Source organism: Salirhabdus salicampi (genome assembly GCF_024259515.1).
Taxonomy (GTDB): domain Bacteria; phylum Bacillota; class Bacilli; order Bacillales; family Alkalibacillaceae; genus Salirhabdus_A; species Salirhabdus_A salicampi.
In genome coordinates, this window is sequence record NZ_JANBWE010000002.1 from 487348 (window position 1) to 508807 (window position 21460).

At 37.8% G+C, this 21460-nt stretch carries 23 protein-coding genes; 1 reads left to right on the forward strand and 22 read right to left on the reverse strand.

Annotation, left to right across the window (positions count from 1 at the left end; all coding sequences use genetic code 11):
- Window positions 1-9: 9 nt before the first annotated feature.
- From dnaG to rpsU, 17 genes are all read right to left on the reverse strand, one after another.
- On the reverse strand, window positions 10-1836 hold the full coding sequence (gene dnaG / locus NLW78_RS08595) for a DNA primase (protein ID WP_254496635.1): 1827 nt from the start codon (window positions 1834-1836) through the stop codon (window positions 10-12).
- A 486-nt stretch (window positions 1837-2322) separates the two neighbouring features.
- Window positions 2323-3138: a pyruvate, water dikinase regulatory protein gene (locus NLW78_RS08600; RefSeq protein ID WP_254496636.1), complete on the reverse strand. Its 816-nt coding sequence runs from the start codon at window positions 3136-3138 to the stop codon at window positions 2323-2325.
- Window positions 3139-3161: 23 nt separating this feature from the next.
- The gene (ccpN, locus tag NLW78_RS08605) at window positions 3162-3788 is read right to left on the reverse strand and encodes a transcriptional regulator CcpN (RefSeq protein ID WP_254496637.1); all 627 of its coding nucleotides are present in this window, start codon (window positions 3786-3788) and stop codon (window positions 3162-3164) included.
- Window positions 3789-3897: 109 nt separating this feature from the next.
- On the reverse strand, window positions 3898-4644 hold the full coding sequence (recO, locus tag NLW78_RS08610) for a DNA repair protein RecO (protein ID WP_254496638.1): 747 nt from the start codon (window positions 4642-4644) through the stop codon (window positions 3898-3900).
- A gap of 32 nt (window positions 4645-4676) precedes the next feature.
- The gene (locus NLW78_RS08615; protein WP_254496639.1) at window positions 4677-4820 is read right to left on the reverse strand and encodes a YqzL family protein; all 144 of its coding nucleotides are present in this window, start codon (window positions 4818-4820) and stop codon (window positions 4677-4679) included.
- 106 nt (window positions 4821-4926) lie between these two features.
- Window positions 4927-5835, reverse strand: a complete 909-nt coding sequence (gene era, locus NLW78_RS08620; RefSeq protein WP_254496640.1) for a GTPase Era — start codon at window positions 5833-5835, stop codon at window positions 4927-4929.
- A 153-nt stretch (window positions 5836-5988) separates the two neighbouring features.
- Window positions 5989-6351, reverse strand: a complete 363-nt coding sequence (locus NLW78_RS08625) for a diacylglycerol kinase family protein (RefSeq protein ID WP_254496641.1) — start codon at window positions 6349-6351, stop codon at window positions 5989-5991.
- Entirely contained in the window at window positions 6338-6814 is a 477-nt protein-coding gene (ybeY, locus tag NLW78_RS08630; protein WP_254496642.1) for an rRNA maturation RNase YbeY, read from the reverse strand. Before ybeY ends, NLW78_RS08625 begins: the two co-directional genes overlap by 14 nt.
- On the reverse strand, window positions 6815-8917 hold the full coding sequence (locus NLW78_RS08635) for an HD family phosphohydrolase (RefSeq protein ID WP_254496643.1): 2103 nt from the start codon (window positions 8915-8917) through the stop codon (window positions 6815-6817).
- Between the two features lie 73 nt (window positions 8918-8990).
- Window positions 8991-9941, reverse strand: coding sequence for a PhoH family protein (locus tag NLW78_RS08640; RefSeq protein ID WP_254496644.1), 951 nt, complete (start codon window positions 9939-9941; stop codon window positions 8991-8993).
- Between the two features lie 12 nt (window positions 9942-9953).
- On the reverse strand, window positions 9954-11186 hold the full coding sequence (yqfD, locus tag NLW78_RS08645) for a sporulation protein YqfD (RefSeq protein ID WP_254496645.1): 1233 nt from the start codon (window positions 11184-11186) through the stop codon (window positions 9954-9956).
- A 23-nt stretch (window positions 11187-11209) separates the two neighbouring features.
- Window positions 11210-11491 carry a sporulation protein YqfC gene (yqfC, locus tag NLW78_RS08650; protein ID WP_254496646.1) on the reverse strand — a complete coding sequence of 94 codons (282 nt, stop codon included), beginning with the start codon at window positions 11489-11491 and terminating at the stop codon, window positions 11210-11212.
- 77 nt (window positions 11492-11568) lie between these two features.
- On the reverse strand, window positions 11569-12039 hold the full coding sequence (locus NLW78_RS08655; RefSeq protein WP_254496647.1) for a YqfB family membrane protein: 471 nt from the start codon (window positions 12037-12039) through the stop codon (window positions 11569-11571).
- Between the two features lie 30 nt (window positions 12040-12069).
- Window positions 12070-13071, reverse strand: coding sequence for a flotillin-like protein FloA (gene floA / locus NLW78_RS08660; RefSeq protein WP_254496648.1), 1002 nt, complete (start codon window positions 13069-13071; stop codon window positions 12070-12072).
- Between the two features lie 24 nt (window positions 13072-13095).
- Window positions 13096-14409 carry an NfeD family protein gene (locus tag NLW78_RS08665; RefSeq protein WP_254496649.1) on the reverse strand — a complete coding sequence of 438 codons (1314 nt, stop codon included), beginning with the start codon at window positions 14407-14409 and terminating at the stop codon, window positions 13096-13098.
- Between the two features lie 142 nt (window positions 14410-14551).
- Window positions 14552-14995, reverse strand: a complete 444-nt coding sequence (locus NLW78_RS08670) for a GatB/YqeY domain-containing protein (RefSeq protein WP_254496650.1) — start codon at window positions 14993-14995, stop codon at window positions 14552-14554.
- An 18-nt stretch (window positions 14996-15013) separates the two neighbouring features.
- A complete protein-coding gene (gene rpsU / locus NLW78_RS08675) occupies window positions 15014-15190 on the reverse strand; it encodes a 30S ribosomal protein S21 (protein ID WP_254496651.1) in 177 nt (58 codons plus the stop codon).
- Between the two features lie 177 nt (window positions 15191-15367).
- Between rpsU and NLW78_RS08680 the strand changes: the two genes are divergently transcribed.
- The gene (locus tag NLW78_RS08680) at window positions 15368-16291 is read left to right on the forward strand and encodes a Na/Pi symporter (RefSeq protein ID WP_254496652.1); all 924 of its coding nucleotides are present in this window, start codon (window positions 15368-15370) and stop codon (window positions 16289-16291) included.
- 36 nt (window positions 16292-16327) lie between these two features.
- On the opposite strand, the gene deoC is transcribed toward NLW78_RS08680, so the two are convergent.
- The 5 genes from deoC to dnaJ all read right to left on the reverse strand — a co-directional run bounded on the left by deoC (window position 16328) and on the right by dnaJ (window position 21320).
- Window positions 16328-16999, reverse strand: coding sequence for a deoxyribose-phosphate aldolase (gene deoC / locus NLW78_RS08685; RefSeq protein WP_254496653.1), 672 nt, complete (start codon window positions 16997-16999; stop codon window positions 16328-16330).
- 97 nt (window positions 17000-17096) lie between these two features.
- Entirely contained in the window at window positions 17097-18446 is a 1350-nt protein-coding gene (gene mtaB / locus NLW78_RS08690; protein WP_254496654.1) for a tRNA (N(6)-L-threonylcarbamoyladenosine(37)-C(2))-methylthiotransferase MtaB, read from the reverse strand.
- A 4-nt stretch (window positions 18447-18450) separates the two neighbouring features.
- The gene (locus NLW78_RS08695; RefSeq protein ID WP_254496655.1) at window positions 18451-19200 is read right to left on the reverse strand and encodes a 16S rRNA (uracil(1498)-N(3))-methyltransferase; all 750 of its coding nucleotides are present in this window, start codon (window positions 19198-19200) and stop codon (window positions 18451-18453) included.
- Window positions 19201-19217: 17 nt separating this feature from the next.
- Window positions 19218-20162, reverse strand: a complete 945-nt coding sequence (gene prmA, locus NLW78_RS08700; RefSeq protein WP_254496656.1) for a 50S ribosomal protein L11 methyltransferase — start codon at window positions 20160-20162, stop codon at window positions 19218-19220.
- Window positions 20163-20186: 24 nt separating this feature from the next.
- On the reverse strand, window positions 20187-21320 hold the full coding sequence (dnaJ, locus tag NLW78_RS08705; protein WP_254496657.1) for a molecular chaperone DnaJ: 1134 nt from the start codon (window positions 21318-21320) through the stop codon (window positions 20187-20189).
- Window positions 21321-21460: the final 140 nt, after the last annotated feature.

Here is a 21460-nt window from a genome sequence, read left to right on the forward strand (position 1 = left end):
AACTTCCACTTACATATGCTTCGTCTGTTTCCATTCCTTTTTAATGTTCATAATCTTCATCGCAATTTGTGCAGCCCTTACTGGGTCATTAGTACGTTCTGCTTCCTTTTGTTCTTGTTCCAACAAATGGATGGTGTCCTTTTTCTCTTTTTCTTTTTGTATGGTGGCGAAATAATCATGCAATTCTTGATCTGATACCTGCTCCGAGACAACTGTCATAGCAATACGAGCTGTTAAGTTTTTTATTTCATTGTCTGGAAGATATTCCATGAAACGACTTACATTGGGTTCGTGACCTTCTTCGTAAAACGCATATAAGTATGTGACGAGTATTTGGTGTTCATTTATTAAAAATGCTCCCCCAAGTTCGTCTTGTACCTTATTTGCAATCACTCTATCCCGTAACATTAAAGCAATTAATTTTCTCTCTGCATTTTGAAAAGCAGGATAAAGTTTTTCCGTTGAAGGCTGTGCATTCCTATAGTTATTATGTCTTCTATAAGATTGATTATCCTTAGTCTTGCCGAACTTCTTTCTTCTATATGCGATTTCTTTACTCAATGCTTCCATTGATAGTTGAAAAGTTTCACCAAAGTCTTTTAAGTAATATTCTCTTTCCACAGGCTTATCAATTTTTGCAATCTCATCCAAAGCCTTTTCAATGTATTGAATGCGATCACTTTCCACCTGAAGATTGTATTGCTGTTTCATATACTCTAGTCGAAAGGCAAAATAGGTCATGCTACCGCCAATCACATGCTGTTTAAACTTATCGCTACCATATTCTTGTATGTAATCATCTGGATCCATATTTCTTGGTAAGCGAGCAATCTTTACGTAGCAACCAACCTTATGCAAAAGTTGTGCTGCCTTGTTCGTAGCTTCCATCCCAGCATTGTCGGCATCATAACAAATAATACATGTATCAACATATCTTCGAACTAACCGAGCTTGTGCTTCAGTTAAGGAAGTACCTAGCGATGCAACACCGTTTTTCACCCCTGCTTGATACGCAGCTAAAACATCCATGTAGCCCTCAAATAAGATGACCTCACCGGTTTTTCGTATTTCTTGTCGGGCTATATCAAAGTTAAACAATAGTTTGCTCTTTTGAAAGATTTCGGTTTCAGGGCTATTTAAATATTTCGGTTCATCCGAATCTCGAATAATCCTCCCACCGAAGGCTACAGTCTTTCCTTGGTGATTCCGTATCGGAAAGATCACCCTGCCTCGAAAACGGTCTTGATATCCTTTTGTATCATGTTGTGTTAACAAACCCGCTTTAACCATTGTTTGCAAATGAAAACCTTTTTTTTCTAAAAAAGAAGCTGTCACATTACCATCGGGAGCGAACCCAAGTTGGAACGTATTAATCGTATCGTCCGAGAAACCTCTCTCTCGAATATAGTCAATACCGTTTTTTCCTTCTTTTGTATGTTTTAAAATATGATGATATAATTTGTTTACCCATTGGTGTGCTTCTAAAATGGTTTGGGCATCTTGACTTAAAGATGTTTTTTCTGTCTTTTGTCTCAAGTTTTGTGGTAAAGACTTGTTGGAGCGTTCAGCTAATTGACTGATGGCATCAAAAAATGTAACCCCTTCTACTTCCATCACAAATGTAATGACATTGCCGCCTTTTCCACAGCCAAAACAGTGAAAAATTTGTTTTTCAGGTGAGACTGAAAATGACGGGGAATTTTCGCTATGAAAAGGACATAAGCCAAAATAGTTCCTTCCTTGTCGTTTTACCTTTACATATTCCCCAACAACCTCAACAATATCGTTTTCGTTTTGTATTTCATGTATGAAACTTTCAGGTATTTGTTCAGGCATTTCCATCACCATGTTTTAAAGTTATTCTAGAAATTCACCGAAATCCCTTCATCAATCGACAATTTTTTTCTCAAATTGAAAAAAAATTGCATTTTCCGTTTCAAACCTTTATTCATAAAGTATGAAACATTGGGACCAGGACTTTAGTTTAATGCCTTTATCGGTTCATCTAGTGCTTGAAACGGCATTTCTTTTTCTCATCATGTGGGATTAAATGGAAACGTAATAAGTTTCACGATTTATTATGCCTTTTTTACTAGATACAGGACATAATCATTTGTTAGATACCACTGATACCATAATGTATTTCGACAGTTCCAATATAATTCCTGCTAGTAAAACGAAACGTTTCTAATTGTATTATTATCGTATTTTTCAAGAAGTAAAACTAAATTGGTTACATTTTTCACAAATTGTAATTATAATACACATAAAATAAAAATGCCACTATCTACTATCAATAAAAAATAACTTGCGGTTTGCAAGTTATTTTTTCATTTCCCGTTTCCTAATCATATCTTGAATGACATTAGCCGTCTCCTCAACAGCCTTATTGGAGACATCAATAACACTACATCCAATCTTCTCAACGACTTTATCAAAGAATGACAGTTCATCATTAATACGAGTAATGTTAGCATAGTTTGCGTGTGCATCTAATCCTAAAGCTTTTAACCGTTCTCTCCTTATATGATTCAGTTTATCTGAACTGATCCTCAAAGCAATACATTTGTTAGGATCAACTTGAAACAATTCCTCCGGTGGCTTCACTTCCGGTACGATTGGAACATTTGCCACTTTAAACTTCTTATGGGCTAAAAACTGAGATAGCGGCGTTTTTGACGTACGAGAAACCCCGATTAAAACGATGTCCGCCCGGAGTATTCCTCGTGGGTCTCTTCCATCATCGTATTTCACCGCAAATTCTACAGCTTCAATTCGCTTAAAGTAATCTTCATCTAGTTTATGTACAAGACCAGGTTGTAATTTTGGTTTTTTTCGAAAATGTTCCTCCATACCTTCAATCATTGGTCCCATAATATCGATTGCGACGACATTATTTTTCTTTGCTTCATGACTTAAAAATTCACGCAAGTTTGGTTTAACTAACGTAAACACAATGATCGCACCGTTCGCTTTAGCTTGGTCGATCGTTTCTAAAATCGTTCCTTCGTCGTCAACATATGGTATTCGTTGGATCTTATAAATTGCACTATTAAATTGACTTAATGAGGCTTTCGCAACAAGTTCTGCTGTTTCACCAACTGAGTCAGATACTACATAAACCAGTGCTTCTCTCATACCCTCTCCTCCTTATTCTCCTGTCAGATTTGATCCCTTGTAAGCTCTACAAACGCTTTCGTTATATTTGTTTTCGTTAATCGCCCTACTACTTCAAACCCTATTTCAGTCTCAATTACAACGGGGAGGGCATCAATTTGCTTATCAATTAGTTTTTGTGCTGCCTCAATTAATAACTCATCTTTCATACATATAGTAATATTTGGCATTCTCGTCATAATAATATGTACTGGTATGTCCGTCAGATCCTGTTTCCCCATACTTGCCCGTAATAAATCCTTTCTAGATAATACACCGACTAATATGGAATTTTGATTTACGACAAATAGTGTTCCTACATCTTCTAAAAACATTGTACAAATTGCATCATAGACGGAGACATTTTCGTCTACAACGATGGGAATCGACTGATACTCTTTTACATTCATCTTTTTCAAAGCTTCCGTTAATAATTCCGTACCCGTTTTTCCTGTAAAAAAGTACCCAACTCTTGGCCGGGCATCTAAAAAACCAGCCATTGTCAAAATAGCTAGGTCTGGACGCAGAGTGGCTCTTGTTAAATCTAATTTTTCAGCAATACTTTCCCCTGTAATTGGACCGTTTTCCTTCACAATTTCAATAATCTTTTCTTGCCTTGACGTTAAATCCATCTATAAATCACCACCCTTGCCGATAAAAGTGACATACAATTTATACAATATTATAGCTTATATAGAAAATAATTCTCAACAAATAAAGAAAATCCTTAAGGATTTTCTTTTATAGTTCAAATTTATCCATTTGTTTTAGGAAATTTCGTGATTTCAAGTAGTATCCACCATAACGGTCATAATATGAATCCAATAAATCCCGTAATAATTTTCGACTTTCTTTTTTAATCGAAATTTTTCCGACTCGACTTACATTTATGTATCGAATAAGTTGTAGTATTTTTACAAGTTTTTCATTTAAAAACATTGCTTCCGAATCTTGATGACGACATGTTGCACATAAAAATCCACCTTCTTGAATGGAGAAGTGTGCAATATGTTCCGTCTTCCCGCATGATACACAACCTCTTAAGGTTGGAGCAAAACCACCTTTTTCGTATAATTTCATTTCGTAAATCATGCTAATGAATTCTGCTGTCTCATCTTCAGAAATTCTTTCTAATGATTGAAGAAATTGATCCCACAAATAAGGGTCCGGCTCACTGGAATCCAGCACTTTATCTGTTAATTCCGCTAAATAGGAAACATAGGCTGTTTTCATTAAATCCTCTTTAATTTCGCGCATAGAGTCGATGACTTCTCCTTGGAGAAGTGATCCTAAGTTTCGTCCAGATTGTATCATAAATAACCCATAAACAAAGGGCTGCGTTACCGCAGCCATACTACTTCTTGGCTTTTTTGCTCCACGTGCTACTAAGCCAATTTTTCCTTTTTCCTTTGTGAAAAGTGTTACAATTTTATGTGTTTCCCCATAGTCCTTTGTCTTAATGACAATACCACTTACTTTTTCAATCACATTTGTCACCTTGCTTTATTTTAACAGTTACGTTATATATTTGTATCTAATTCAACGATTTCTTCTTCTTCATTTCCATTAACGGTTTGATCATATGTGTCCTCTAACTCCTTCATAAGTAAATAGGTTTCAATATTTCCAGTTTGACTGAATACTTTCCAAGGAAGCTCAATCATGAGAAACCCACCTTTCTGTTTTCTCAATTTTTTTATTGAAAAAACAATGTTTACTTATAGGTTGACCATGTTGTATCGGTTCATGTGTTTAAATATTTTCCAACCCTTAGTAGTCGTCCTCTCGAAATCCATATTCCCGTAGTTGAGTCATTCGATTACGCCAGTCTTTTTGAACCTTCACCCATAGTTCTAGATAAATCTTGGAACCTAATAAACCCTCGATATCTTCTCTTGCTCGCTTTCCTACTTCTTTGAGCATTTTCCCTTGTTTACCGATAATAATACTCTTTTGTGTCGGACGTTCTGTAATGATTGTCGCTTGAACGTCAATCAAATCTTTGTCATCTCGTCTTGATATATTTTCGATGACAACTGCTATGGAATGGGGAATTTCTTCACGTGTTAATTGCAATACCTTTTCTCGGATTAGTTCACCCATAATAAAGCGTTCTGGATGGTCCGTTATTTGATCTTCCGGGTAATATTGAGGACCTTCTGGTAAATACGACTTCATCACTTGTAATAAATGTTCCACATTATTCCCTTGCAAAGCAGAGATAGGTACAATTTCAGCGAAATTCATTTTTTCTTTATATTGATCAATAATTGGTAACAGCTCGTCCGGATGTACCTCGTCAATTTTATTAATAATGAGTAGCACCGGTTTATTAATGGACTGTAGTTGATCAATTATAAATTGATCACCACGACCGTATCCCTCTTTCGCATTAATCATAAAAAGGATGATATCTACTTCATTCAACGAATTAACAGCTGATTTCACCATGAAATCCCCTAGTCGGTGTTTCGGCTTATGGATTCCCGGTGTATCAATAAACACATATTGTGCATCTTCTGTTGTATAAACACCTTGTATTTTATTTCTCGTCGTTTGTGGTTTATCGCTCATAATCGCAATCTTTTGGCCTATAACTTGATTCATAAAGGTTGATTTTCCTACATTAGGACGGCCTACAATGGCAATAAATCCGGAATGATATGTTTGCTTATCCATTTTTTTATGTCCTCCAACTTGTTTATGTTCTGTTCAATTGATGTTAACTCCTATTTTACAATAAAAAGAAGGCGATTTCACTCGTACGACAAAATCTCCCATAAAATCATCATTTCCGTCAAAGGAAAAAACCTTGATTCATCAAGATCAAGGTTACGAAAATATCGCCAGCAGCTTAGGGAAAAAGATCATAACCCCTACAATAAAAGCGAAAATGGAACTCAGTAATACAGCACCTGCCGACATGTCCTTTACTTTTCCAGCTACAGGATGGTATTCAGGAAATATATAATCTACTAGAGCTTCTAAAGCACTGTTTAGTACTTCTGCAACGAGTACGAGGAATATTACTGAACAGATAAATAACCATTCGATTAATGTTAATGGCAATAAGATACTCATTACGATTGCAACTAGTGCTATTGTAACGTGAATCTTAAAATTGCGCTCCTCTCGGAAGACGAACAACAAGCCCTTTAGGGCAAATGTAAATCCGATTCCTTTATTCTTTTCCATCTCGTTTCAACCCAAACTCCTGTAAGATAGCCTCTTGTTTTTGAAACATTTCCTGCTCTTCTTCCTCTGACATATGGTCATATCCTAAAAGGTGAAGAAACCCGTGAAGGGCTAAAAATCCCAATTCACGTTCCAGTGTATGTCCATAATCCGAAGCCTGTTCCTTTGCTCTTTCTATCGAGATAATAATATCACCTAAAAGAATTGGTTGCTTATCATCATATATAGGCATTTCACCATCACCTTCCTCTTGCATTGCAAAGGAGATGACGTCTGTAGGCTGGTCTTTATGCCGATATTCCCTGTTTATTTCTTGGATTTGTTGATCACTGACAAACGTAATCGACACTTCACCGTCTTCCTTTACACCTTCTTTACTTCCTGCAAAAACAAGTAATTTTTCAATAAGTTCTTTATGATCCTTTGTTACTTCATTTGTTTCATCTTGAAAGTCGATAATCATTTAATTTGCCTCCTTCATTCCATTGGTCGGCGGCTTCGGGTATTCGATCCGCGAATGGAATATTCCTTTTAACATCTCACAAATAGCTTTTTCGATTTTCGTTAAATTATTGATTGTTAGTGGGCAATCATTCAACTGGCCATCAACAAGTCGGTCATGGATAATTGATTTCACGATTTCCTCAATTTTTTCCATTGATGGTTCCTTTAAAGAACGAACAGCCGCTTCAACGGAGTCACATAAACATACAATGGCAGCTTCTTTTGTTTTCGGTTTCGGTCCTGGATAACGATAGTTTTGTTCAGAAATGTTTTCATTTTTTTCTTTAGCTTTATAATAAAAATATTTTAATAACGTAGTACCGTGGTGTTGTTCACAAATATCAATAATCTCTTTCGGCAATTTATATTCCTTTAATAATTTAGCTCCATGATAAGGGTGTTGAATAATAATATTGGCACTTTCGTCAGGTAGCATAAAATCATGAGGATTTTCTCTTCCCATTTGGTTTTCAATAAAATAACCAGGTTTAATCGTTTTTCCAATATCATGATAGTAAGCAGCTACACGAGCTAGCAGCCCGTTCGCCCCAATTGCTTCACAGGCCGCTTCACTTAAGTTTGCTACCATCAAACTATGGTGGTATGTACCTGGTGACTCAACTAAAATTTTGCGTAGCAACGGATGATTGGGATTTGATAACGCCAATAACTTAGATTCAGATATGATACCGAGACCAGCTTCCAAAAACGGTAGCAACCCTAACGTTAACACCATAGACAAAAACGCTGACGAAAACCCATATCCTGCTAAAAGCAAACTATCTATAACCGATATTTGCTCAAGAGGTAACAGCAAAAATAAAAGCAAGGTCATGACATTAATAAATAGGATGCCTAATCCAACTTGAATGATTTCAATTCTGTCTTTACCGCTTTTAAAAAAGTAAATTCCGGCAAGCTGTGAAAACAAAAAATAGATCGCTGCATCAATATTTAAGTAACCAGGCATTTCATAATTAAACAGCACGGAACCAATAACAGCATATATAACGGCTAAGACAATAGCAAAACGTTCATTCGTCACCCATTTAATTAACATTGCTCCTGCCGCTACGGGTACAGCTAAATAAAAGGAACGATCAAATGTATCAAAGGAACTAAAAATTTTCATCAACGAAACCATACCAATACTAATGATAAGAATGGTTGACGCCGATTTATAATCCCATTTATTCAGCCTTACCCATTCGATAAAGAAGATAGCGGCTAATAACATAGCTAATAGCGCTAATCCAACATAAGGCAGAAAAGTAAATTCATCCTTAATTAACCCGACTAATACAAGGTCTTCATAAATCTCATTTGTAATGACATCGTTTTTCTCCACAATGACATCACCAGCTCTTATCATAACGGGTTCTACGTTTCTTGCTGCTTTTTTTCTTTCATCACTTGTTTTCTCTGCATCGAAGAAAGTATTTTCCACTATAAAAAGGTGATGTATATTTGCTATTACATCTTTTGTCCGTTCTGATAAGTCAGTAAACCTTATATTATCTTTAAAAGCTTTCCGCTTTTGATGTAATTCCTCGGTCCTAATCCCTTGTTCTAGAAACACTGGCACTTCGTCTAATAAATAACCTTTCCCTCTTTCTCTCTCTTCTTCAGAAAGCTGTAAAATAGCCAGTAAATTTTCATCATTTATTTCGTTCATCAGCTCCATTGATAACATTTGCTTAAAGTGTTCCACAGCTGCATTTCCATCTTCTTCACTATAGCCATTCGCAATTGTTTGTTGTGCTGCGTCAAATAATTCATGAATGACTGCCAGCCGTTCTTCACTAATATCCGGAAAGATTGTATACTGTTCTTCAACGGATTGAATGGCTTCCCTAACCCTTGATTCCGTTTCTTTTTTATCTTCTACGGTTACAGGTGAATAAATGGTTTCACTTGCTGTAGAAAAGCGCTCTAGTTCGTATGTCCGAGGATGAACATTCGTGACTGCCATCATGTAAAAAAAGATAGCAAACAACATGACAGAAACTGTCACATAAAATAGTGAATGCCTTTTTGTAAAGTACGATGTAAACTTCCTCATAAAGACGTCCCCCCGTCAAAAGGAAAAAACATTTATTTATATAATAGAAAAGACCCGTGGCGGGTCTTTAACTTTACTCGTAGGCTTCGATAATTTTTTGAACTAATGGATGACGAACTACATCTGTTTGAGTTAAATAAGTAAAAGCTATGCCACTTACACCACTTAACTTCGTCTCAGCTACTTTCAACCCAGACGTTACCCCTTTAGGTAAATCAATCTGGGTAATGTCTCCTGTAATAACCATTTTGGAACCAAACCCAAGTCTTGTTAAGAACATTTTCATTTGTTCCGGAGTTGTATTTTGTGCCTCATCCAATATAACGAAAGCATCATCAAGGGTTCTCCCCCTCATGTAAGCTAATGGAGCAACTTCTATTGTCTCTCGCTCCATTAAACGGGCCGTTTGTTCTGTTCCAAGAACATCGTGTAATGCATCATATAAGGGGCGGAGATAAGGATCAACCTTCTCTTTTAAGTCACCAGGTAAAAATCCTAAACTCTCACCAGCTTCCACAGCTGGACGTGTTAAAATGATTCGTTTTGCGGTTCCGTTTTTTAAAGCTTGGACAGCTAACACCACAGCTAAGAACGTCTTCCCTGTACCAGCTGGGCCAATTCCGAAAACTAAGTCATGGGTTTTAATCGCTGATACGTATTCTCTTTGTCCTAATGTTTTAATACGAATGGATTTTCCTTTAGCACTTTTCGCTAATTCATCTTCAAATAATGTTTCAAATTGCTCGATTTTATCTGATTTTGCCAACTCAATAGCGTAAATTACATCACGCTCAGATATTGTAATTCCTTTTTGAGTAACATCTAACAATGCTTGTAATACTTCATCGACAATTTTAACATTTTCCTTCGAACCAGACACTTGAACTTTGTGACCCCGTGTTACAATTGTGACAGGTAAAAATTGTTCAATTTGCTTTAAATTGCGGTCTTCAGTACCAAACAATGATAAAGCTTCAGTTGAATCATCTAGCTCAATATCGATCGTTTGTAGGTCTTCTTGCATATTGTTATCTCCTTAATTTATAGGTTGAGGTTTGGCAATATTTTCATGTACTCGCATAAATACATGTAATTTTACTTTATCATTCTCTCGTGATTGGTGCAAAACTTTCTCATAAACGATTCTTGCATCTGTATCAAGCTGATTACTTAATTCTCGCTTTGCTTGTTCAATTCCTTTTTCAACAGCTTCTTTTTCTGATCTTTGCTCCTCGATTGTGCGCTTTTCAAACATTGTTTCCGAAACTACATTTATAGGTAATTTCCAACGAAAAAAGTGAAGAGTTGTTTCTTCTGTTATTGAATAAGTTTCAGTATAGTCTTCCTTAAATATTCCCCAAATAGGTACCGTTACTTTTCCTAACCTTAGTTTATAATGACGATCCTTGTTACCTGTTAATGTTTCATGATGGGCTGTCATTGGAACAGTAACCTCACTTTGATACCAGGTTTCTGCAATGATCTCCCCTTCGGCCCGGATTTTTTGATCTGCCTCTTTTTTCTGTTCTTCCTCTTTATCATCTTTTTCCTTATCCTCATTTTCATTCTTCTGTTCACCTATTATTCCGGATACGAGTATGTCTCCTTTTTTGACAATTTGGTGAACTTTCACGACTGGTTGTCCAGATTCAACCATCATTTGAATAATTTCACCGTCTTTTGCTGCAACTAAATGTTGGGGACTTTTTTCTTCGGTTTGATCAACTACCGTCTTTTCAACCCCTTGTACAATATAAGTTGTCCCTCTTTTTTCAATACCAACCCACATTAAATCTTTAATATCCCGTATGAGGCTTCGCTCAATATGTTCTAAGGGGTCTACTCTATATTTTAACGTTCCTTCCTTTAATCCGTATTTATTCAATTCCAACTCAATTTCATGGCGAATTTCTTCATTAACCCCCACGACTTTTACGTTCCAAACCATATTAGAGACGAACAAAATCAATAAACAGGCTAGAGTGATGCCGAGAGCTACAGGGCGATGTGTACGCATACGTGCAAAAAAGAAAGGGATCCCGAATTTCCCTTCGAACGAGATTTTAAAGTGGGTGTTTCTTCGTATCTGTTTTAGTTTTCGTACGTCCTTTATATATACTTTCCCTTTGCACATATTCCCATTAACATGCTGTACATCCCAAATAAAAATATTTTCTTTCATAAGCATGTTTAAAAATAGTTCCGGCCTTCTCCCTTTTATATATATCGTAACGTATCCCTTGAAAAACATTCCTTGCTTATTTTTCACGTATCCCCATCCCCCCAACAGCATTAATGATTCATATATTGGATGTCCATAATTTTCCCTTCAACGATAATTTCTTCCTTGAGCATCGTCTTTAAAACGAAATTTTCCCCGTGAATTTTTACATAACCGTTCGACATTTTCACGACAAGTTCCCGATCCGTAAACGTAACGAGGCCCTTATGGTTCTCGATGTAAGCATGAATTTGTCCTACAGTCGTAATACGAGGTAGCTCAAGTAATACGTCTTCTGGCAAGTGAAATTGCTTAGATGCCCATTGTTTAAATCGACCCCGCCATTTTTCCATAAAACAGCCCCCTTCTCGAATATATATGTATGAAAAAAGCACGAAATGTATCACTACATTCCGTGCTTTCAAAAAAATCATTTTTTTAATTTGTTACGAAACTCATATGGTTGATGAGCTCTAGGTGGGCCTAATACTTCTTTCATAATGAAACTTTCAGTAATTCTTTTGCTGGTTAGTTGTTTTTTCATTGACAAAGAATATTTGCCGCGGAACTCCGGACTTCTCCGGCGATTTGTCGGAAGCTGATTGTCCAACTGCTCAGTTTGAATGCCTTCATTGATCCCAATCTCACTTGTCTCACGAACCTTTTGTTCTCGTTGTTTCGGTTCACGAGTTCTTCTAACAGGACGATCTCGTTCTACGTTCGGTCTCGTATGTACCGGTCCCGTTTGAGGTTGTTGTGATTGAGTTGGTTCTGTTCGCCGTTGAGGGCGTTGACGCTGGTTTTCTTCAGACTTTTTCCCGCCAAATAAACCGGACAAACCTGCAAGTAAAAATAAAATGATAATAAAGTTTTCAAGTATAAACGCAATCAACTGTTCCATTGTGCGTAAACCTCCTTTACGAGGTCGTCATTACTTAGAATCATTGTCATCTTCATCATTTTCATGCTTACTCAATTTACTGATCATGTCACGCATGTCCGTGTCAGCCATTACGTTTTTCAAATTCATATAATCCATTACACCGATATTACCACTTCGTAATGCTTCCGCCATAGCAAGTGGAACTTCTGCTTCAGCTTCCACAACTTTCGCCTGCATTTCTTCTACGCGTGCACGCATTTCTTGTTCTTGTGCCACAGCCATAGCACGACGCTCTTCTGCTTTCGCTTGAGCAATGTTTTTATCCGCTTCCGCTTGGTCGATTTGTAATTCGGCACCAATGTTTTTCCCAATATCAATATCTGCAATATCAATTGATAAAATTTCAAAGGCAGTCCCAGCATCTAATCCTTTAGTCAATACAGTCTGTGAAATGAGATCCGGGTTTTCCAATACTTTATTATGATCGTGGGAACTACCGATTGTTGACACGATACCTTCCCCAACACGTGCAATAATCGTATCCTCGCCAGCACCACCAACTAAGCGCTCAATGTTCGCACGTACTGTAATTCGTGCTTTCGCTTTCACTTCAATACCATCCATCGCTACACCAGCAATAAACGGTGTTTCAATTACTTTTGGGTTAACACTCATTTGTACCGCTTCTAAAACGTCACGACCTGCTAGGTCGATTGCTGCACAACGTTCAAAGCTTAACTCAATGTTAGCACGCTGAGCGGCAATTAATGCATTTACAACACGGTCAATGTTACCACCAGCTAAATAATGGCTCTCTAACTGGTTTGTCGTTACTCCAAGTCCAGCTTTATGCGCTTTGATTAACGGGTTAATCACCATTCGTGGAACAACTCGCCGTAGTCGCATACCTACTAACGTGAAAATACTAATCCGTACTCCAGCAGCTAAAGCGCTAATCCAGAGCATGACTGGTATGAACGTAAATAATACAGCTACTGCAATAATGATAATACCAACTAAAAGAAGTGGAAATAATTCAGTAAGTGTCATCAAAATAACCTCCTTATACATTTATTATGATTCTTTAGCCCTTACTACAATTCTAGAACCCTCTACCTTTACTATTGTAACATGGGAGCCTTCCGAAATATATCCACCTTCTGTGACGACATCTAGCCGTTCATTTTCGAAAAGCGCTGTTCCCGATGGCCTTAAAGGTGTAATAGTCTTTCCTTGCTTACCAATCAATTCGTGACGATTAACTGTACTTACATAACCTTCTTCAGTAGTCGTTGCTTCTTTTAATATTAGATGTCGGAAAAACCCTTTTTCCATCCCAACCGTTTTAAATAAAATGATCGAGACAACAATTGAAACAATTAAGGCTATTCCAATACTTAATGCCATATGTCCAATATCATTACTGGCTAGAAGTAACGAACCAAATATGGCGCCACCTCCAATAAGTCCAAGAATACCTCCAGGAACGAACAGTTCTAATACAATTAAAATAATCCCAAGAAGAAGCAAAATAATTGACTCAAACCCTGCCATCCCAGCGATTAAATGGCCGTAGAAAAAGAGTAATAAAGATGCTAATCCCATCATCCCCGCAAAGCCGAAGCCTGGTGAATATAGCTCAATAATAAACCCTAAGCTTGCAATGGAAAGGAGAATAGGTACGACAACTGGATCAGTAATAAAACGAGCAATTTTTTCTGCAAATGTCGGTTCAATCGTTTCTACCGTTGCTCCTGTTAAGTTAAGGAGTGCGAGTAGTTCTGTACGATTCTCAGCGATGCCTTCTGCATAGCCAACTTCTACAGCTTCCTTCGGGTTTAACGTTAAAAATTTCCCTTCAGGTGCCCGATATTCAGGTAAATCAATCTCTGGATTCGCCATTGCCTCAGCATAGATTGGATCTCGGTTATTCGCTTCAGCAGCTGCAGTCATTGCTGCGATCCATGCTGATTGAGCTTTTTCTTCTGCTGCATTTCCATCAGATGTTATAACTCCTGAAGCTCCCATTGTAGATCCTGGCTTCATGTAAATTGAATCAGTATTAAGTGCGATATAAGACCCGGCAGATAACGCTTGATTTATTATGTAAGCACTGTTCGGAATATCTATGCTTTGCAAAAGTTCCCCGATATGACCAGCTGCATCTACCCGACCACCAGGGGTGTTTATTTCAAAAATAATATGGTCTGCCCCATTTTCCGTAGCACTGTTAATACTTCGATCTAGAAATGCTTCTAAGCCTCGTTCAACATTATTTTCAATAGGAATCACATAAACGAGCTTCCCATTCCCTTCGTTACCTAATATGGAAAGTGGTAAACATATTAAAAATAATAGGAAGAAACCGATTAACCGCACTTTTTTCATCTATTAACCCCCTTTCCTATGTCACCATATATGTATACTTTATCACGAATAAAGTCAAATGAAGATAGCTTTTTCAAATTCGCAAATATTTTTAACGTTTATTTATATAACAAAAAGACTGCCTTTCAGCAGTCTTTTGTTTCTATGACAAGTGCTTCATAACGAGTTGATTGACCTTTGAACCGTCAGCCTTACCTTTTACTTTAGGCATAACAGCACTCATTACTTTTCCCATGTCTTTTTTTGTTTCGGCACCGACTTCATTTATCGTTTGAACGATTACATCTTCTAATTCTTCATCAGATAACTGCTTAGGCATATATTTCTCTAATACCTTTAGTTCATTTTCTAGCTTTTCAGCCAGATCTTTTCTGCCGGCATTTTCAAACTCATGGAGGGAATCATTTCTTTGCTTTAACTCGCGCGATAAAACAGTTATTTCTTGTTCTTCTGTTAAATCTGAACCGAGCTTGATTGCTTCATTTTGTAAAGAGGCTTTAACCATTCGGATAACACTTAGTGTTTCTTTATCCTTTTGCTTTAAAGCTTCCTTCATATCATGATTAAGTTTGTCGAGCAAAGTCAACGTACCTACACCCTCTTCTTATTTTTTACGCTTTCTAGCAGCCTCTGATTTCTTCTTTCTGCGTACGCTTGGTTTTTCATAGTATTCGCGCTTTTTAAACTCGGATAAAGTGCCATTTTTAGAAACTGCACGTCTAAAGCGACGAAGAGCATCTTCTATATTTTCGTTTTTTCGCACACGAGTGGAATTTGACATGCTTTTCCCTCCCTCCAACTGCACAAACAGAATGTCAATGATATGCATTGTTCGATACACATCTTCTAATATTATATAAAAACTACAATGGTTGGTCAACTTTTACTATAAAATAACATCATGAAAAATTATACATGTTTGTCCACCTCGTCCATACAATATATTGAGGTGACAACAATGAACACTATTTTCACGGCGTTTATCGTATATATTGCCCTTTTTCTTTTTGGTCTCGTCATATTAAGAATAGGCATTAAATTATTATCCTATCAAAAAATGAAAATTTGGATTGGGAAGCATACCGCCAACCCATTTAAAGGGTTTTTAGTCGGGGTTATAGCAACCGGGATTATGCAAAGTAGTTCAACCACACTTATTATTCTCATTAGTTTAACCGCAACAGGACTTATTCCGTTTCGAAATACGATTCCGATCATTTTAGGAGCGAATGTTGGGACAACCTTTACCGTAGAACTGTTGGCCTTTTCGAATGACTCGCTTATGTTCTTCTTCTTGTTCTCGGGGTTAATATGTTTGTTTATTTATCGCCAACCGATCTTTGCTGCCGGTTGTATTTCATTTGGGATTGGCACAATATTTGCCGCGATGTATGGATTTGAAAGCTTGGCTGTTCCAATTAAAGAAATGCCGGCAATGACAGATGCCTTGGTACAAGTGGATACTAGTCTAAGTTTAAGCATGTTATTAGGAGTTATTGTAACGGCTATTATTCAATCCTCAAGTGCCTTCACCGGGATTATTATGAGCTTTATGAACGAACATTTATTAAGCATGGATAGTGCGATTGCAATGATACTAGGTTCCAATATTGGAACGTGTTTCACGGCCTTCTTGGCATCTATCGGCAGTATGAAAGAAGCGAAGTGGGTAGCATATGCCCATATTTGGATTAATATTTTAGGTGTCATTATGTTTTGGCCTTTCATACACTTACTGGTAAATATATCTGAACATTTATCTATTTATCCGGACCGGCAACTAGCACACGCCTCTTTTATCTTCAACTTTATTGTTAGTATAGTTTTATTACCATTTATTAAACAAATTAGTAGTCTAGCAAAATTACCTTACCGAACATAAGCATAACGAGAAAACCAACACCTCGTGTTGGTTTCTTTAATATGTTTCGTTGCTTTGTCCCCCAGTAACAATATCAACACCTGCACTAGCTCCAATACGTGTTGCGCCTGCTTCAATCATGGCCTCTGCATCTGCTTGATTTCGGACACCTCCAGATGCTTTCACTCCCATTTCCGGTCCAACCGTCTGCCGCATTAACGTAATATCCTCGACAGTTGCTCCACCACCGGAAAAGCCTGTAGATGTTTTCACAAAATCAGCTCCTGCCGCTTTTGCTAACTGACAAGCTGTCCGTTTTTCATCATCCGTAAGAAGAGAAGTCTCAATAATCACTTTGACAAGGGCTTTCCCATTTGCTGCATCTACAACGGCCTGTATATCCTGTTGTACAACGTCGTGATCACCACTTTTGAGCGCCCCGACATTAATGACCATATCTACCTCTTCTGCCCCTTGTTCAATTGTAAGCCGTGTCTCAAACGATTTCACTTCCGTAGTCGTAGCTCCAAGGGGAAAGCCAATCACCGTACAAACTTTCACATCTGTTTCCTTCAGACTCTCATAACAATATCTTACCCAATGAGGATTCACACAAACAGAAGCAAATCCATATTCCCGCGCTTCTTCACATAATTCAAATATTTGATTGGCGGTCGTATTTGGTTTCAGTAACGTGTGATCAATATATTTCGCTAGATTGTTGTCCATAAGGTTCTTCCTTTCCATCATAATGTATCGCATACATCATAGCATGTTATATATTAAAATGCGAAAAAACCCAGCTTTTTATAAGCTGGGTACATCATTATGAGATTTTTTCTGTTATCATTTCGTCTTCCATTACACGAACGAATTGCCCTTCGTTAAACGGATAGCCTGCTTTTGTTATTTTCACTTTCACTATTTTCCCAATCATATCTTCAGTTCCAGCGAATTTAACCTTCAAGTAGTTATCGGTGTAACCGACAAGCATACCTTCATCTAAATCACCTTTATAACGTTCCTCTGGAATGACTTCCAAAACTTCCTCTTCATAGAGAGATGCGTATTCTTTTGCAAGTTGATTTGAGAGTTCGATTAACTTGTGGACACGATCATTTTTCGTATCATCATCAATTTGGTTATCCATTCGTGCTGCAGGTGTTCCTGTTCGCTTCGAATACGGGAAGACGTGTAGCTCTGAATAGCCAATATCTTGTATAAAGTGATATGTTTCCATAAATTCTTCTTCAGTTTCACCAGGGAAGCCAACAATTACATCTGATGTAATTGCCAATCCTGGTAATGCTTTACGAATTTTTTCAACCTTTTCTTTATAAAATTGTGCAGAGTATTTTCGACGCATACGTTTTAACACTGTGTCTGATCCAGATTGAAGGGGAACATGCAAGTGGCGAACAATCTTCTCTGATTTGTCCAGCACTTCAATTACCTCATCTGTAATTTGACTCGCCTCAATGGAGGATATACGAATACGTTTTAATCCTTTTACATTTTCCTCAAGGGCTCTCAATAGTTTGGCAAAGTTATAATCTTTCATGTCTTCACCATATCCAGCAGTATGGATACCAGTTAATACAATCTCTTTATAACCAGCGTCAACGAGTTGTTGAGCTTGTTTCAATACGTCCTCCGGCTTACGGGAACGAAGCAGACCACGAGCCCATGGAATAATACAGAACGTGCAGAAATTGTTACAGCCCTCTTGAATCTTTAATGATGCTCGAGTTCGGTCTGTAAATGCTGGCACTTCTAACTCTTCATATACACGCGTTTTCATAATGTTCGTGACACCATTTATCGGTTGGCGTTCTTGTTTGTATTGCTCAATATAATCAAGCATCTTTTTTCGATCTTGTGTACCTACTACTACATCTACACCTGGAATTTCTAAAATTTCACCTGGAGATGTTTGCGCGTAACATCCAGTGACACAGATTACAGCATCTGGATTTTTGCGGATCGCACGACGTATAACTTGTCGACTTTTTTTATCACCTGTATTTGTCACAGTACATGTATTAATAACGTAAACATCAGATTGTTTTTCAAAGTCCACCCGCTCATAGCCATTCGTTTTGAATACTTGCCAGATTCCCTCGGTTTCATAGTGGTTAACTTTACAACCTAATGTGTGAAAGGCTACAGTTGCCATTTGGTCACCCCAATTCTTCAAATTGATAAGATAAAATCGATAAAAAGTACAAAGAAGCTGTTTCTGTACGTAAAATACGAGGGCCTAAACGAACAAATGAAAAATTAGCTTCCTTTAAACTCACTAATTCATTTGACGAAAAGCCGCCCTCTGGCCCAATAACTAATAATATATGGTCACCTTTACGGATTTGTCCTATTGCATCACTAAGTAAAGAAGGGTTGCTCGTTTTCGCCTCTTCTTCACTAGCTACGAGCTTCACCTGATATTCTGACGAATGCATAATCGTTTCGAGTGATTGAACAGAATGAATGAAAGGTATTTTTGTTCGATGGGATTGTTCGCTAGCTTCTTTTGCAATTTTTTCTAAACGCTGCCCTTTTTTCTTTGCTTTTTGGTCATTCCACTTCACAATCGAGCGTTCTCCATGATATGGAATAAAGGCTGTTGCACCTAGTTCAGTTCCTTTTTGCACGATATAATCAAGCTTGTCTCCTTTCGGTAAAGCTTGGGCTATCGTAATTTGAACAGGTAATTCCTTATTTTCATTTAACCATTCTACTACAGAACAAAGCACTTGTTCACTGGTTATATTTTCAATTTTACATCGGGCAACACGTCCATCTGTATGACAACAAATAATTTCATCTTCTGGTTGCATACGCATGACGTTTACGATGTGATGTGCATCCTCTTTCGTAATCGTAACGACGTCTCCGTTCCATCCTTCGTTTGGAATAAAATATCGTTGCATAACTTGCACCTGCTTTCTTATCCCAAAGGCTTCTTAGCAATGATTGATATCCAGTCTTCCATTTGATTCACTTCAACAATTTGAAAGCCGGCTTTTTCCATTTCATCTCGCACCACTTGCTTTTTACCTTGAATAATTCCTGATGTAATAAAGGTCCCACCTGATTTCAACGTTTTAAAGGCATCGTCAACAAACTGAACAATGACTTCTGCCAAAATATTCGACACAATGATATCTGGTTGTATGTGTACACCCTTTAATAAATCATTTTGCTGAGCGTTGATTCTTCCATCTACTTTGTTTAATTTTGCATTAATTGTTGTGCTCTTTACTGCAATATCATCTAAGTCAAAGGCATAGACGCGGTCAGCCCCAAGTTTAATAGCAGCGATGCTTAAAACTCCAGAACCGGAACCTACGTCTATTACCGTATCATTACCTTTCACATACTGTTCTAATGCTTGTAAACTTAACACGGTAGTTGGGTGTGTTCCTGTTCCAAACGCCATACCAGGGTCGAGTTCGATTATAATCTCATCACTACTAACCTTTTCATACTCTTCCCAAGTAGGGGTAATGGTAATCTTTTCAGAGATTTTCACAGGTTTATAGTACTTTTTCCATGCCGTTGCCCACTCTTCTTCATTAACTTCGCTAATCGTAACGTTATTGCGGCCAATATCAATGTTGTATTTCATCAAATTGCTTATCGCTTCTTTAATTTCGTCAACAGTTTCCCCTAAGAAACTATTCACGGGTAAATAACCCTTAATATAAACACCTTCATCGGGGTAATCTTCGGGGTCTAGCTCAAAAACTTCTCCAAAAATAGAAGCGCGATCCTTCACCAAGTCAGTAGCATCCTCTATAACAACACCACTAGCTCCCGCCTCGTGAAGAATATTTGATATCGGTTCAACCGCTTCATTTGTTGTATGAATACAAACCTCAGACCATTTCAAAGGAATCAACTCACTTTTTATTTTTTACGCATCACCTTTAAACGCCCTCTTCATTCTTTGAAACAAACTATCGTGCTGCTCGTCTAAAGTTTCGTTACCACCTATATCGTTAAACTGACGAAGAAGTTCTTTCTGCTTATCAGACAGATGCTTTGGTGTAACTACTTTGACCATTATATGCTGGTCTCCATGCCCTCGGCCATGAACATTCGGTACACCTTTACCTTTCAAACGGAAATGTGTCCCTGTTTGTGTACCTGCTGGTATCTTCAACTTTACTCGGCCGTGAACCGTCGGTACTTCGACCTCATCACCTAGTGCTGCTTGCGCAAACGTCAGTGGTAGTTCACAAAAGATGTCGTCTCCTTCACGCTCGAAAAACTCATGGCGACGTACACGTACAACTACATATAAATCACCTGGAGGTCCACCGTTCACACCTGGATCTCCTTTACCAGAAATACGAATTTGCTGACCCTCGTCGATACCTGCTGGTATATTGATGTGGATTTTAGAACGTTTTTTCACTTTTCCGTCTCCACCACATGTTCGGCATTTATCTTTTATCAGTTTTCCTGAACCTTGACAGTGATGACACACTCTTCGATTTACGACACGACCAAATGGCGTGTTTTGTTCTTCATTTAACTGTCCTGCTCCATGACAGTGTGGGCATGTTTCCGGTTTTGTACCAGGTTTAGCACCTGAACCGTTACAAGTTTCACAAGACTCTTCTTTTGGAATCTCAATATCTGTTTCTTTTCCAAATACCGCTTCCTCAAATGTTAAGTCCATTGTATATTGTAAATCGGCACCTTTTCTAGGTGCATTTGGATCTCTTCTACGTCCTCCTCCACCGAAGAACATGTCAAATATATCACCGAAGTCGCCAAAGCCTTCGCCACCAAATCCACCGAAGCCTTGACCACCCGCACCCTGTGGACCTGCATGACCAAACTGATCATACTGGGCACGTTTTTGTTCGTTACTCAATACTTCATATGCCTCTTTTACTTCCTTAAATTTATCCTGTGCATTTTCCTCTTTGCTCACATCAGGATGATATTTTCGCGCTAACTTTCGATATGCTTTTTTGATCTCCTCTTTCGATGCATCTTGCGAAACACCGAGTACGTCATAATAGTCTCTCTTACTCAATTGAAAATCACGCTCCCGCAACTACTAACATAAAGTTTATCATAACATTCGTGAAGGAATGAGTGCAATCTCTCCCTACCATGAACCTTCGTGAAAAAAGTCAAAGCCAAGAAATTCCTGACTTTGACTTTTCTACTCTT

Coding starts and splice junctions, on each gene's coding strand:
- dnaG (WP_254496635.1), bottom strand. CDS start 1,836: ATGCCTGAACAAATACCTGAAAGTTTCATACATGAAATACAAAACGAA.
- NLW78_RS08600 (WP_254496636.1), bottom strand. CDS start 3,138: ATGAGAGAAGCACTGGTTTATGTAGTATCTGACTCAGTTGGTGAAACA.
- ccpN (WP_254496637.1), bottom strand. CDS start 3,788: ATGGATTTAACGTCAAGGCAAGAAAAGATTATTGAAATTGTGAAGGAA.
- NLW78_RS08615 (WP_254496639.1), bottom strand. CDS start 4,820: ATGATTGAGCTTCCTTGGAAAGTATTCAGTCAAACTGGAAATATTGAA.
- era (WP_254496640.1), bottom strand. CDS start 5,835: ATGGATAAGCAAACATATCATTCCGGATTTATTGCCATTGTAGGCCGT.
- NLW78_RS08625 (WP_254496641.1), bottom strand. CDS start 6,351: ATGGAAAAGAATAAAGGAATCGGATTTACATTTGCCCTAAAGGGCTTG.
- ybeY (WP_254496642.1), bottom strand. CDS start 6,814: ATGATTATCGACTTTCAAGATGAAACAAATGAAGTAACAAAGGATCAT.
- NLW78_RS08635 (WP_254496643.1), bottom strand. CDS start 8,917: ATGAGGAAGTTTACATCGTACTTTACAAAAAGGCATTCACTATTTTAT.
- NLW78_RS08640 (WP_254496644.1), bottom strand. CDS start 9,941: ATGCAAGAAGACCTACAAACGATCGATATTGAGCTAGATGATTCAACT.
- yqfC (WP_254496646.1), bottom strand. CDS start 11,491: ATGGAAAAATGGCGGGGTCGATTTAAACAATGGGCATCTAAGCAATTT.
- NLW78_RS08655 (WP_254496647.1), bottom strand. CDS start 12,039: ATGGAACAGTTGATTGCGTTTATACTTGAAAACTTTATTATCATTTTA.
- floA (WP_254496648.1), bottom strand. CDS start 13,071: ATGACACTTACTGAATTATTTCCACTTCTTTTAGTTGGTATTATCATT.
- NLW78_RS08665 (WP_254496649.1), bottom strand. CDS start 14,409: ATGAAAAAAGTGCGGTTAATCGGTTTCTTCCTATTATTTTTAATATGT.
- rpsU (WP_254496651.1), bottom strand. CDS start 15,190: ATGTCAAATTCCACTCGTGTGCGAAAAAACGAAAATATAGAAGATGCT.
- NLW78_RS08680 (WP_254496652.1), top strand. CDS start 15,368: ATGAACACTATTTTCACGGCGTTTATCGTATATATTGCCCTTTTTCTT.
- deoC (WP_254496653.1), bottom strand. CDS start 16,999: ATGGACAACAATCTAGCGAAATATATTGATCACACGTTACTGAAACCA.
- mtaB (WP_254496654.1), bottom strand. CDS start 18,446: ATGGCAACTGTAGCCTTTCACACATTAGGTTGTAAAGTTAACCACTAT.
- NLW78_RS08695 (WP_254496655.1), bottom strand. CDS start 19,200: ATGCAACGATATTTTATTCCAAACGAAGGATGGAACGGAGACGTCGTT.